10 protein-coding genes are annotated in these 12389 nt (G+C 73.4%); 6 read left to right on the top strand and 4 right to left on the bottom strand.

Annotated elements, in window-relative coordinates; genetic code table 11:
- Positions 1-13: 13 nt before the first annotated feature.
- Genes M3185_RS10905 through M3185_RS10895 form a run of 3 tightly spaced genes read right to left on the bottom strand, consistent with a single transcriptional unit; the run spans position 14 to position 3902 of the window.
- Complete coding sequence (locus M3185_RS10905; protein ID WP_251333696.1) at positions 14-1204, bottom strand: glycosyltransferase 87 family protein; 1191 nt, start codon at positions 1202-1204, stop codon at positions 14-16.
- On the bottom strand, positions 1201-2493 hold the full coding sequence (locus tag M3185_RS10900) for a glycosyltransferase family 87 protein (protein WP_251333695.1): 1293 nt from the start codon (positions 2491-2493) through the stop codon (positions 1201-1203). The genes M3185_RS10905 and M3185_RS10900 overlap by 4 nt, the downstream gene beginning before the upstream one ends.
- Positions 2490-3902 carry a CCA tRNA nucleotidyltransferase gene (locus M3185_RS10895; RefSeq protein WP_251333694.1) on the bottom strand — a complete coding sequence of 471 codons (1413 nt, stop codon included), beginning with the start codon at positions 3900-3902 and terminating at the stop codon, positions 2490-2492. Before M3185_RS10895 ends, M3185_RS10900 begins: the two co-directional genes overlap by 4 nt.
- Before the next feature lie 123 nt (positions 3903-4025).
- Between M3185_RS10895 and M3185_RS10890 the strand changes: the two genes are divergently transcribed.
- The 6 genes from M3185_RS10890 to M3185_RS10865 all read left to right on the top strand — a co-directional run bounded on the left by M3185_RS10890 (position 4026) and on the right by M3185_RS10865 (position 10755).
- Positions 4026-4526 carry an NUDIX domain-containing protein gene (locus M3185_RS10890; protein ID WP_251333693.1) on the top strand — a complete coding sequence of 167 codons (501 nt, stop codon included), beginning with the start codon at positions 4026-4028 and terminating at the stop codon, positions 4524-4526.
- A gap of 61 nt (positions 4527-4587) precedes the next feature.
- Positions 4588-6207, top strand: a complete 1620-nt coding sequence (gene murJ / locus M3185_RS10885; RefSeq protein ID WP_251333720.1) for a murein biosynthesis integral membrane protein MurJ — start codon at positions 4588-4590, stop codon at positions 6205-6207.
- 153 nt (positions 6208-6360) lie between these two features.
- Positions 6361-7791, top strand: coding sequence for a hypothetical protein (locus M3185_RS10880; protein ID WP_251333692.1), 1431 nt, complete (start codon positions 6361-6363; stop codon positions 7789-7791).
- Positions 7792-7918: 127 nt separating this feature from the next.
- Positions 7919-8950, top strand: coding sequence for a thioredoxin-disulfide reductase (gene trxB, locus M3185_RS10875; protein WP_374238499.1), 1032 nt, complete (start codon positions 7919-7921; stop codon positions 8948-8950).
- Positions 8951-9098: 148 nt separating this feature from the next.
- Positions 9099-9434 (top strand): thioredoxin, encoded by a 336-nt coding sequence (gene trxA / locus M3185_RS10870; RefSeq protein ID WP_251333691.1) that lies wholly within the window; start codon positions 9099-9101, stop codon positions 9432-9434.
- 64 nt (positions 9435-9498) lie between these two features.
- Positions 9499-10755 (top strand): peptidoglycan-binding protein, encoded by a 1257-nt coding sequence (locus M3185_RS10865; protein ID WP_251333690.1) that lies wholly within the window; start codon positions 9499-9501, stop codon positions 10753-10755.
- 96 nt (positions 10756-10851) lie between these two features.
- Here M3185_RS10865 and M3185_RS10860 read toward each other — a convergent pair whose 3' ends face one another.
- Positions 10852-12033 (bottom strand): ParB/RepB/Spo0J family partition protein, encoded by a 1182-nt coding sequence (locus M3185_RS10860; protein WP_251333718.1) that lies wholly within the window; start codon positions 12031-12033, stop codon positions 10852-10854.
- Positions 12034-12389: the final 356 nt, after the last annotated feature.

Below are 12389 nucleotides of genomic sequence, written 5' to 3'. Positions count from 1 at the left end.
CCGTGGCGGCCCGTCACCGGCCGGCGCCGATCCCGCGCCCGCGCAGGACGTCGACCGCCACCACCACCACGAGACAGGCCAGGAACAGCACGCGCAGCACGCCGAGAAGGTCCTGCGCACCCGGGACGGCCCCCCCGAGCGCCGGCCACGTCTGCTCGGGCGGGGCGCGGAGCACCCAGTGCAGCAGCTCGACGAGCTGCCAGGCCGCGAACTCCGGCCAGCGCTGCCGCGAGAGGACCACGAGGGGCGTCAGCCACAGCACCTGGACCAGCGAGTACCGGGGGCCCAGGAGCACGAACACGGCCAGGACGAGGAAGGCCACCTGCGCCGCGTCCGGCTCCTGGCGGGCCACGAGCGTGAGCACGAGCACCGCCACGAGACCCAGGGCGAGGGCGGGCAGCACGTGCTCCCCCGCCGGGGCGGGGGGCGCCCCGGTCACCGCCGAGGCGGTCCGGGACCACGTCCCCCAGAGCGAGGACTCCTCGACGGGCCGCTGCGCCATCGCGGCGAGGCCGGCCGTCCAGCGCTCCCACGCCGTGAGGACGGAGGGGCCGTTGACCAGCGCCCAGGTGAGCACGGCGCCCAGGAGCACCCGCAGGAAGTCCCGGAACTGCCGGTGGCGGGCCGCCAGGAGCAGGACGGCGAGGAGCACGGCCACGGGGAACAGGGCCACGGAGGCGCCGAGGCCCAGGAGCACGCCCGCCGCCGCACCGTGGCCGCGGTCGTGGCCGAGCAGCGCCAGCGTCATGAACAGCACGGCCCACAGGTCCCAGGTGCCGAAGCCGGCGAGCAGCACGGCGGGGGCCACCGCCATGACCAGCGCCTCCGTCCGCCGTCCGGTGGAGCGCAGCACGGCCCCGACCGTGGCGGCCCACACGAGGACCAGCAGCAGCACGGGCAGCTGCGCGAGCACGCCCTGCTCCGCGTCCAGGCCGAGCAGCGCGGAGAGGTTGGTGGTGAACCAGCCGACGACCGTGGTGACCATCCCGACGAGCGCCGGCGCCTCCCCCGCGGGACCCCCGGTGAGGAGCCCTCCCCCGGCGGCGGGGGCGGGCGGGGCGGCGCACAGCCCGGGGAAGCGCGCGGTCCCGTCCGCCACCCGGCAGGGCAGCCGCAGCAGCCACGCCATCGCCACCGCGTACAGGACCAGTCCTCCGAGCAGCAGCGCGCTGCCGCCCCGCGTCCGGATCGCCTGGAGGGTCATCGTGTCTCCCGTCGTCCGTGCAGGACGTCCGCCGCGACCCGCACCACCAGATACCCCACCGCGAGCGTGTGCAGGGCCACCGCCAGGAAGTAGACGTCCTCGGCCGTCTCCGTCCCCGGCAGCCCGGCCGAGGCCCGGCCGAGCCAGCTGAACACGGCGGCCCAGTGGAACACCTCGACCACCTGCCACACGACGAACTCCACGGTGCGGGGGCGGGCCAGCAGGACCAGGGGCACGAGCCAGAGCACGAACTGCGGCGAGTACACCTTGTTGGTCAGCACGAACGCGGCGAGCACCAGGAACGCCAGCTGCTCCAGCCGTGGCTCCTCCCGCGCGACCAGACCCAGCACGAGGACCAGCGCGCACGCCAGGGCGAAGGCGCCGAGGGCGAGGACGTTGACCTGCTCCGCGGACAGCGGCTGCGCGCCGAGCCGCGGCACGGCCATCCCGTTCCACCAGTGCCACACGGACGAGAAGCCGGCTCCGCGGTCCTGGCTGAAGCGCCAGAAGTAGCCCCACTGCACCGGGTCGGCCAGGGCGGCCGGGACGTTGACGGCCGCCCACGCCCCGGCCGCGCCGGCGGCGGCGAGCAGCGCCGGACCGGCCTCGCGGCGCCGGATCGCCAGGACGATCAGCGCGCCCAGGACCAGGAAGGGGAAGAGCTTGAAGGCCGTGCCGACGCCCAGCAGCGCCCCGCCCACCAGCCACCGGGAGCGGCGGAGGGCGAGCAGGGCGAGGACGGTGCACAGGACGGGCCATAGGTCCCAGTTGACGAACCCGGTCACCACGACGGCGGGGGCGAGGGCGGCGAGGACGGCCGGCCCCGGGCGCCCCAGCATCCGGCCGAGGACGAGCACGACGGCCACCCACACGCCGGCGAGGAGCAGCGCATTGACGTCAAAATATATTCCCTGCGAAGCATTTTCACTGGCCGTGCCGGACAGGGCGTGCGCCACGACGCCCGTGGCGGAGGCCACGACCGTCTGCAGCACCGGGTACTCCAGCAGCGCCCCGGGATCCAGGTAGGGGAACCGTCCCTCGGCCATGCCCGTGGAGGCATACAGGGTGGGGAGGTCGGAGTAGCACAGGGTCTGGAACGTGCCCGGGGGATCCCAGGACGTCAGGCGGCACGGGAGCTTGACGACGTACGCCAGCAGCGCCGTGTGGAGGGCGAACCCGGCGAGCACCCACGGGCCGAGCCCCCGCACGGGGGCGGACCCGGGCCTCCGGCCGGGGTGCTCCCCCGCCGGGGCCGGCTCCGCCGGTGCCGTGCCGAGGCGGACGCTCACAGCGTCTCCGCGGCCCACGCCCGCAGCCGTCGTTCGGCCTCCTCCGGGCCCAGCTCCCCCTCGTCCAGGCGCAGGTCCAGGAGGAACTTGTACGCCTGGCCGACGACGGGCCCCGGCGGGACGCCGAGGACGGCCATGATCTGCTGGCCGTCCAGCTCGGGGCGCACGGCGGCGAGCTCCTCCTGCTCGGACAGCTCCGCGATCCGCTGCTCGAGGTCGTCGTAGGCGGCGGCCAGCCGGGCCACCTTGCGCTTGTTGCGGGACGTGACGTCCGCCCGGGTCAGCCGGTGGAGGCGCTCCAGGACGGGCCCGGCGTCCCGCACGTAGCGGCGCACGGCGGAGTCGGTCCAGCCGGCGTCCCCGTAGCCGTAGAAGCGCATGTGCAGCTCCACGAGCCGGCTGACCGTCTTGATCGTGTCGTTGTCGAAGCGCAGGGCCCGCATCCGCCGGGCCGTGAGCTTGGCGCCCACGGCCTCGTGGTGGCGGAAGCTCACGGCCCCCGAGTCCTCGAAGCGCCGGGTCGCCGGCTTGCCGACGTCGTGCATCAGCGCGGCGAAGCGCAGGGCGAAGTCCGGGCCCGGTACGGGCCCGTCGGCGCCCGTCTCGAGGGCGGCCGCCTGCTCCAGGACGGTCAGGGAGTGCTGGTAGACGTCCTTGTGCCGGTGGTGCTCGTCGACCTCGAGCTGCAGCGCCGGGACCTCCGGCAGCACGATCCCGGCCAGCCCGGTGGCCACGAGCAGGTCCACGCCCCGCCGGGGGCGGCGCCCGCAGACCAGCTTCACGAGCTCGTCGCGCACCCGCTCGGCGGAGACGATCCCGATCCGGCCGGCCATGTCCGTCATGGCGGCCTGCACCTCGGGCGCCACCTCGACGTCGAGCTGGGCGGCGAAGCGCGCGGCCCGCATCATCCGCAGGGGGTCGTCGGAGAAGGAGTCCTCCGGCGTCCCGGGGGTGCGCAGCACCCGCGCGTGCAGGTCCCTGATCCCCCCGTGGGGGTCCACCAGCTCCAGGGAGGGCAGCCGCAGGGCCATCGCGTTGATCGTGAAGTCCCGGCGGAACAGGTCGTCCTCGAGGGAGTCGCCGAACGCCACGACCGGCTTGCGGGAGTCGGCGTCGTAGGCCTCCGCCCGGTAGGTGGTCACCTCGAGCTGGACGTCGCCCTTGCGCATCCCGATGGTGCCGAAGTCCCGGCCGATCTCCCACACCGCGTCCGCCCACCCCTTCACGGCGGCGAGGGTCTGGTCCGGGGTCGCGTCGGTCGTGAAGTCGAGGTCCAGGGCGGGGCGGTCGAGGAAGAGGTCGCGCACGGGCCCCCCCACGAGGGAGAGGTCGTGGCCGGCGGCGGCGAACTGCCGCCCCAGGTCGAGGGCGGCAGGGTGGATCGCGGAGGGATCGAGCAGCTGGGTCATGGTGGCGCCCATTCTTCCAGACCGGGGCGCCGGGCCCGGGGCGCCGGCCGCCGCGGGAGCGCGTCCGGGGAGCGTCCAGGCGCCCCCACGGGAGCCCGGAAGATTGTGGCTAAGGTAGGAGACATGGCTTTCCCCGTACCCAGCGCACCGAAGAAGCGGCCGACCGCACCGGCCGCCGCGCTGCCCACGGTCGAGGAAGTCTCCGCCGGCGGGATCGTCGTCGACCTCGGCACACCCTCCCACCCGGTGGCCATCATCGCCCGGATCAACCGGGGCGGACGCCTCGAGTGGTGCCTGCCCAAGGGCCACCCGGAGAACGAGGAGACCAACGAGGAAGCCGCGATCCGCGAGATCGAGGAGGAGACCGGGATCGCCGGGGAGGTCCTGAGCCCGCTGGGCAGCATCGACTACTGGTTCACGGTCTCCGGCCACCGCGTGCACAAGACGGTCCACCACTTCCTGCTGCGGGCCACGGGCGGGCACCTGACCACGGACAACGACCCCGACCACGAGGCCGTGGACGTCGCCTGGGTGAACATCGACGACCTGGGCCGGAAGCTGTCCTTCCCCAACGAACGGCGCATCGCGGACATCGCACGTGAATACATCATCCACCAGCTCTGAGACCGCCGGGGGCGCCGCGGCCGCCCCGGCACGACGCTCGGGGGCGGCCTCCAGCGCCATCATGGCCTCCGGCACGCTGGTCTCCCGCGCCCTGGGCTTCGTCAGGACCATCCTGCTCACCGTGGCCGTCGGCTCCATCACCACGATCGCGGACGTCTTCGAGCTCGCCAACCAGCTGCCCAATCTCATCTACGTCCTCGTGGCCGGCGGCATCTTCAACGCGGTGCTCGTCCCCCAGATCATCAAGGCCTCCCGGAACGACGACGCCGGGGCCGACTACATCTCCCGGCTGCTGACCCTCGCCGTGCTCGCCCTGCTGGGCGTGGCCGCCGTGGTGGTGGTGCTGGCCGAGCCCATCATCCGGACCATGGGCTCCGGCTGGACCGACGGCCAGATCGCCCTGGGGACCACGTTCGCCCTGTTCACGTTCCCGCAGATCTTCTTCTACGGCCTCTACACCGTGGTCGGCCAGGTGCTCAACGCCAAGGGGGCGTTCGGCGCCTACATGTGGGCGCCGGTGCTCAACAACGTCGTGGCGATCGCCGCCCTGCTGGTGTTCATCCAGCAGTTCGGGGCGTACGCGCAGGACCCGCACACCCTCGAGGACTGGACGCCCGCCAAGACCTGGTGGCTGGCCGCCACCGCGACCCTGGGCGTGGCCCTGCAGGCCCTCGTCCTGTTCCTGCCGCTGAGGCGCCTCGGACTGGGGCTGCGCCCGCGCTTCGGCTGGCGCGGGATCGGCCTCTCCACCGCCGCGCGGCTGGGCGGCTGGACGCTGGCCACCGGGCTCATCGCCAACCTCGCGTTCCTGGCCCTGACCAAGGTCGCGGCGATCCCCACGGGCGCCCGGGCGCAGTACCTCGCGATGGACCCGCCCCAGCAGATCGCCGGCGTGACCGCCCTCAACCACGCCTCGATGCTCTACTCGCTGCCCCACGGGGTGATCGGGCTGTCCATCGCCACGGTGCTGTTCAACCGGATGGCCGCCGCCTCGACCGACGGGGACCGGGCCGGCATGGTCGCCTCCCTGTCCTCGAGCCTGCGCATCACCGGGGTGGCCACGGTCTTCGCAACCGTCGCGCTGATCGTCTACGCGGGCCCGATCGGCATGCTCTTCAGCGGCGGCGTGGCCTCCGCGGGCGCGGTCGTGGGCCAGGTCGTCACCGTCATCGCGATCGGCGCGCCGTTCATGTCGACCTCCTTCATGCTCGGCCGGGCGTTCTACGCCCAGGAGGACGCCCGCACGCCGTTCCTGGTCCAGATTGGGGTGGCCGTGTTCACCGTGGCCTGCGCCGCGGCGATTTGGGCGTTCGTGCCCCCCGAGCACATCGTCTTCGCGGTCGCCGGCTGCTACGCGGCGCAGAACGTGCTCAGCACGCTCCTCTACCACCGGGTGCTCGTCCGCCGGATCGGCGACTACGACGTCGCCCACGTCCTGAACTCCCACGTGCGGATCCTCGCCGCGTCCCTGCTCGCCGGGGCCGTGGGCGCCGTGGTCCTGCACCTGCTCGGCGGCTACGACCCGGGCGGGTTCCCCTGGGCCAACCAGCTCACCGCGGTCGTGACCCTCGCCGTCGGCGGCACCGCGATGGGCGTGGCCTATCTCGGCGCCCTCAGACTGTGCCGCGTGCGGGAGCTCGACGGGCTGCTGCGCCCGGTCCTCGCCCGACTCGGCCGCTGAGCACGTGAGGCGGATCTCACGGACCCGCGCCGGGGACCGGTAAAGTGCTGACTGGTCGGTGACCGGGGGAAGGGCACCCGCCCCGCCCGCCCTCCGGCCGACCCCACCCCGAATTCCGGCCCCCCGCGAATTCCCGACCCCCAGGGAGCCAACGTGCCTGCACCGATGAAGCTCGGTTCCGTCCTCGGCGGCCGCTACAAGGTCGTCTCGGACGTGCTGGCCACCGCCGAGGGCGACCACGTGCTCGAGGGCCAGGACCAGATCCTCGGCCGCCGCGTCTCGATCCTGCTGCCCGCCGAGCAGCACACGCCCCTGCTGGTGGAGAACGCGCGCTCCATGGCCAACGGCAGCCTCGGCGCGCCCTTCCAGATCCTGGACCTCGGCCAGGCGGACGCGCACACCTACCTCGTGACCTCCCACACCCCCGCCGCGGACATGCTCGACTCCCTGCTCGTGGAGCCGGACGAGATCGAGGACGAGTCCCTCGGCGACGACATCTTCGGCGCCCCCCGCACCGGCGGCGGCAGCTCCTACGTCTACGACGAGCCGGAGCCCACCAGCCCGCAGCCCGTGGTCGCGGCCGCACCGTCCGACGGCCTCGCCGGCGCCGCCCCCGGGGCCAGGGTGACCCGCTGGGAGCACGACGACTCCTACGACGCCGCCGCCCCCGCCCCCTCCGTGCGCACCCGCCTCGGCCGGCCCGTGCGCGTCAGCGCCACCTCCACCCGGTCGACCCTCTTCGACCGGGCCGCGGCCAGCGGGACCGCGGCCGCGGCCGGGCGTGTCGCCGGCACGGACATCGATCCCGGCTACGACGGCGACAACCGCTACGACAGCTGGTACGACGAGCACCAGGAGACGCCCTTCGACGAGCCCGGCACGGCCGGGGCGCCGCCGCGCGAGCAGGACCCGCAGCCGGTCGGGAAGAAGGGCGGCCGCGGCCTGGTGTGGCTGCTGGCCCTGCTGCTCGCCGTGCTCGTCGGGGCCGTGGTCCTCGGCTTCGACCGGCTGGGCGGGCTCTTCGGCGGCCCGGAGGACCCGGAGCCCGTCGCGAGCGCCCCCGCCGCGGAGCAGCAGGACCGGCAGCCGAGCGCGGCGCCGAGCCCCACGGAGCAGGCACCGGCCGAGCCCGACGCCGCGGGCGCGCTGCGCCTGGTGCCGACGGACCCGGGCTTCATGGCGGACCAGGACGCGCAGCTGGGCCAGGTCGTCGACGGCAACCCCGCCACCTACTGGATCAGCTACGGGTTCTCCGACGCGAGCTTCGGCAACCGGACGCCCAGCGTGGGCCTCGCGGTCCAGCTCCGGGAGCCCGCCCCGGTGCGGGAGGTGCGGATCAGCCAGTCCGCGGGCTCGGGCGGGCTGTTCGACGTCTACGTCAACGACACCCCGGGCCTCGAGGGCGCCCAGCAGGTGGGCTCCGGCGCCTTCACGGGCCCGGAGATCACGGTCCCCCTCGCCGCGGCGGCCCAGGACGGCGAGCACCAGTACGTCATCGTGAACTGGACCCAGCTGCCGCAGTTGACCAACCCCATCGCGGGCTACCCCTACGGGCTGCGGGTCGGCGAGATCCAGCTCGGCTGAGCACCCCGCTCCCCTGCGCCGCGGGGCGCGCCCGTCCCCGGAATATCCGCCGGGCGCGCCCCGTTGTGCCAGTGGTCCCCGCGGCCGGCGCGTCCGGCCGCTCCCTTCACGGAAGGTCAGCAGAACAGTGAGCCCCGACTTCGGTCCCGTCATCAACGCCCTGGACCTCGCTCCCAAGAACGACGAGCCGACGGTCACCGCGGAGGACGGGACCGTCCACGAGGTCATCGTCGTCGGCTCCGGCCCCGCCGGGTACACCGCCGCGATCTACACCGCGCGCGCCAACCTGCGGCCGATCGTCTTCGCCGGGTCCGTGACGGCCGGTGGCGAGCTCATGAACACGACCGAGGTCGAGAACTACCCCGGGTTCGTCGACGGCATCATGGGCCCGGAGCTCATGTCCAGCATGCAGCAGCAGGCCGAGCGCTTCGGGGCCGACATCCGCTACGAGGACGTCGTCGCCGTCGAGCTCGAGGGCGAGATCAAGACCGTGACCCTCGAGGACGGCTCCGTCCACCGCGCCCACGCCGTGATCATCGCGACCGGCTCCGCCTACCGCGAGCTCGGGCTGCCGGACGAGAAGCGGCTCTCCGGCCACGGGGTCAGCTGGTGCGCCACGTGCGACGGCTTCTTCTTCAAGGAGCAGCACATCGCCGTGGTCGGCGGCGGCGACTCCGCCCTGGAGGAGGCCACCTTCCTCACCAAGTTCGCCGCCAAGGTCACGATCATCCACCGCCGCGACAGCTTCCGCGCCTCGGAGATCATGCAGCAGCGTGCCTTCGACGACCCGAAGATCAACGTGCTGTGGAACACCGAGGTCGTGGGCATCAACGGGGCGGACAAGGTCGAGTCCCTCGCCCTGCGCGACACCCAGACCAAGGAGACCTCCGAGCTGCCGGTGACGGGCCTGTTCGTGGCGATCGGCTCGGATCCCCGCACGGACCTGGTCAAGGACCAGCTGGAGCTCACCGTGGACGGCACGATCGCCGTGGACGGCCGCAGCTCCACCACCAGCCTGGCCGGGGTCTTCGCGGCCGGCGACGTCGTGGACGCCACCTACCGGCAGGCGATCACCGCCGCCGGCTCGGGCTGCGTCGCGGCCGTCGACGTTGAGCACTACCTGGCGGCCCTCCACAGCCGCTCGGTGCTGCACAGCTGAGCCCGGCCGGTGCGGGCGCGGGCCCTGTCCCGCCACCGCATGGGTCATAATCGAACACGATCCGCCCGCTCGTCCGAGTCGCTCGGCGAGCCACCCGTGGGCGTCGGGCACGCGCTGTGCGTGCCGGACGCCCGGACAAGGAGACATCATGAGTGCTGCCAAGAACGTCACCGACGCCGACTTCCGGACCGAGGTCCTCGAGTCCAGCAAGCCCGTCATCGTGGACTTCTGGGCCGAGTGGTGCGGCCCCTGCCGGATGGTCGGCCCGGTGCTGGACGCCATCGCCGCGGAGCACGCGGACGCCGTCGAGGTCGTGAAGCTCAACGTGGACGAGAACCCGGCCGTCGCCTCCCAGTACGGCATCACCTCCATCCCCGCGATCTACCTCTTCGCCGACGGCGAGGTGGTCCGCAAGGCCATCGGCGCCAAGCCCAAGAGCGCCCTGGAGCGCGAGTTCGCCGACTACCTCACCCCCGGGAACTGATCGGGTCCCCGACATCCCCTCCACGTCCGGCTCATCCGTCCCCTCCCCCGCCGGGAGGGGACGGATGAGCCGTTCGCGCACCACCCCCGACGACCCGACGACCCGTGGGACTTCCGTGAACCTCGACGACACCGAACCGATGCTGCGCCGGACCATGACGAGCCGGCGCGTGACCAGCCTGCGGGAGCGCCTGCTCCGCGCGGGGGTCACCGTGGCGTACCTGGCACCACAGGACGTCAACAACCCCTCCTACTTCGACGACCACGTCGACGCGGCCGTGCGCGCCTTCCAGCAGGAGCGGGGGCTGATCGTCGACGGGCTCGTGGGCCCCGAGACGGAGCGCGCGCTCAACGAGGCGCAGTACGCCCTGGGGGACCGCCCCCTCTTCCTGGACGGGGACCAGCCCCTCCGCGGTGACGACGTCACCATGCTGCAGCACAACCTCTCCCGGTTGGGCTTCTACTACGGTCACCTCAACGGCGCGTTCGCCAAGAGCACCCACTACGCCGTCACGGAGCTGCAGCAGAGCCTCGGTCTGCCGGCCACCGGGGTCGTGGACCGCGAGACGATCGCGGCGCTGGCCCGGATCAACAAGAACATCACCTCCTCCAAGGCCTTCTCCCTGCGGGACTACCACCGGCTCGAGCGCGCGAGCTCCGCGCTGCGCGGGCGCCCCGTGGTGCTGGTGCCCTCGCGCTCCTCCGGCCAGCAGCCTGCGGCCTCGGCCCCCGGGGACTTCGTGGACCGCGCCGACGAGATCACGTGCGACGTGGCGGTGCGGGCCTGGGAGCTGCTCCACGAGATCGGCGCCGACCCGGCCGTCGTGTCCTCCGGCCGCGAGTTCCGCGACCGCCGGGGCCACCCGGTGCGCGCTGTGGCCTCGGCCCGGGTGGTCACGGACGAGCACCCCGAGGCGGTCGTGCTGTCGCTGCACTGCGACTGGAACCGCTCGCCCGCGGCCTCCGGCGTCGCCGCCTACTACTGGGGCGAGCAGGACGGCTCGGAGGTCTACTCCCCCATCGGCGAGCGTGCGGCCGTCCTCGTCCTCAAGGAGATGGTCGCGCGGACGGGGGCGCTCGACCTCGGGGCGCACCCGCGGCAGTGGGAGCTGCTCCGGTCCCTGGGCGCCCCCACGGTGTGGCTGGATTTGGGCTATCTCTCCAGCCCGGTGGACCGCGCGGCACTGGCCGACGCCGAGCACCGCAACCACCTGGCGGAGGCCCTCGTCTTCGGGCTCCAGCGGATGTTCCTACTGGCCGACCAGGACGTCCCCACGGGCACGATGCGCCTCGGCGACCTCGCGGAGTACAACGGCCTCTGAGGCCTCGCCCGTCCCCGCCGCCGCCGCGACGGCCTCACGGAGAAGCCCCGGTGTTCCACGTGGAACACCGGGGCTTCTCCGTGGGGCCGTCGTCGGCTAGGACCGGTCCATCCCGGGGTCGAGCACCTCGATGATGCGGTTCAGGTCCTCGACGGAGGCGAACTCGATGGTCATCCGTCCCTTCCGCGCCCCCAGCGCGATCTTCACGCTCGTGTCCAGCCGGTCGGCGAAGGCCTCGGCGATGTAGTCCAGCCGCTCCTGGTGCCGCGGCGCGGCCGCCGGCACGCGCTCGGGGGCCTTCTTCGACCGGTCGAACAGCGCCACCGCCTCCTCCGTCGCCCGCACCGACAGCCCCTCCGCGACGATCCGCTGCGCGAGCCGTTCCATCTCCGCGGGATCCGCCAGGGCGAGCAGCGCACGGGCGTGGCCCGCCGAGAGAACACCGGCCGCCACGCGGCGCTGGACCAGCGGGGGGAGCTTCAGCAGGCGGATGGTGTTGCTGATCTGCGGACGGGAGCGCCCGATCCGCCGCGCCAGCTCCTCCTGCGTGGCGCCGAACTCCTCCAGCAGCTGCTGGTAGGCCGCGGCCTCCTCGAGAGGGTTCAGCTGGCTGCGGTGCAGGTTCTCGAGCAGGGCGTCGCGCAGCAGGTCGTCGTCGGACGTCTCCCGGACGATGGCGGGGATCGTGGCCAGACCGGCCCGCTGGGTGGCCCGCCACCGCCGCTCCCCCATGACCAGCTCGTACTGCTTGTCCCCGCCCTCCCGGCTGGAGCGCACGACGATCGGCTGGAGCACGCCGAGCTCGCCGATCGAGTACGCCAGCTCGGCCAGCTCCTCCTCGTCGAAGACCTGACGGGGCTGCTTCCGGTTGGGGTGGATGGAGGCGACCGGCAGCTCGGCGAACGTCGCCCCGGGCACCGTGGCCAGGCTCCTGGTGCCCGTCGTCGTTTCACGTGAAACCGCTTCGGCGGAGGGTTCCGCCGCGGCGGGGGCCGGAGGATCGGCCGGTGGAGCGACGGCGGGCGTCGCCGATTCGGCCGTTGGCGAGTCGGTCGTCGATGGAGCGGGGGCGGCACGGTCCGGGCGGGCTGCGGCGGCGGGCCCCGTCGGTGCCGTCGGAGTCCCGGCCGGCTCCGGAGAGGTCGGAGCCTCCGTTTCCCGTGGAACATCGGGGCCGGTGGAGTCCTGTTGGCCGGTGTCCGGGTCCGGTACGGACGGGAGGAAGAACATGTCTGACGGGCGGCTGACCAGGGTGGTGTTGCGCAGCGCCTCACCCATGTCCATCCGCGACTTGATTGCCTTCGGGCGCGCGGCCGGACCGGCGGGTCGCCTGGGCCCGGCGTCCGAGGAGCGTGCCGCCGCACCGTGCTCCGCGCCCACCGGGGCGGGGGCGGCGGAATCCTTTTGCGGTGCGGCCACGGGCGATGTTTCACGTGGAACGGGACCGGCCGTCGCGCCCCGGCGGTCGGCGCCGTCCGGTCCGGCAGCGGGCGCCGCAGGCGTCCCGGACCGATCCGGTGCAGTGGTGGTCTCCTGCGCGGCCGGGGGAGTGCTGGGGATCAGGGCGCCGAGACCTCGGCCGAGTCCACGTCGTCGTTCGCTCACGATGTTCCTTTCCGTGCTGCGGCAATCCG

Origin of the sequence: Kocuria rosea, from assembly GCF_023715525.1 — a bacterium.
Lineage (GTDB): Bacteria > Actinomycetota > Actinomycetes > Actinomycetales > Micrococcaceae > Kocuria > Kocuria rosea_A.
The sequence above is the reverse complement of the archived record's forward strand: the minus strand, read 5'-3'. Positions and strand labels throughout refer to the sequence as shown.

Bases quoted from the DNA above. Each gene is read 5' to 3' on its own strand.
- M3185_RS10905 (WP_251333696.1), bottom strand. From the start codon at position 1,204: ATGACCCTCCAGGCGATCCGGACGCGGGGCGGCAGCGCGCTGCTGCTC.
- M3185_RS10895 (WP_251333694.1), bottom strand. From the start codon at position 3,902: ATGACCCAGCTGCTCGATCCCTCCGCGATCCACCCTGCCGCCCTCGAC.
- M3185_RS10890 (WP_251333693.1), top strand. From the start codon at position 4,026: ATGGCTTTCCCCGTACCCAGCGCACCGAAGAAGCGGCCGACCGCACCG.
- murJ (WP_251333720.1), top strand. From the start codon at position 4,588: ATGGCCTCCGGCACGCTGGTCTCCCGCGCCCTGGGCTTCGTCAGGACC.
- trxA (WP_251333691.1), top strand. From the start codon at position 9,099: ATGAGTGCTGCCAAGAACGTCACCGACGCCGACTTCCGGACCGAGGTC.
- M3185_RS10865 (WP_251333690.1), top strand. From the start codon at position 9,499: ATGAGCCGTTCGCGCACCACCCCCGACGACCCGACGACCCGTGGGACT.
- M3185_RS10860 (WP_251333718.1), bottom strand. From the start codon at position 12,033: ATGGGTGAGGCGCTGCGCAACACCACCCTGGTCAGCCGCCCGTCAGAC.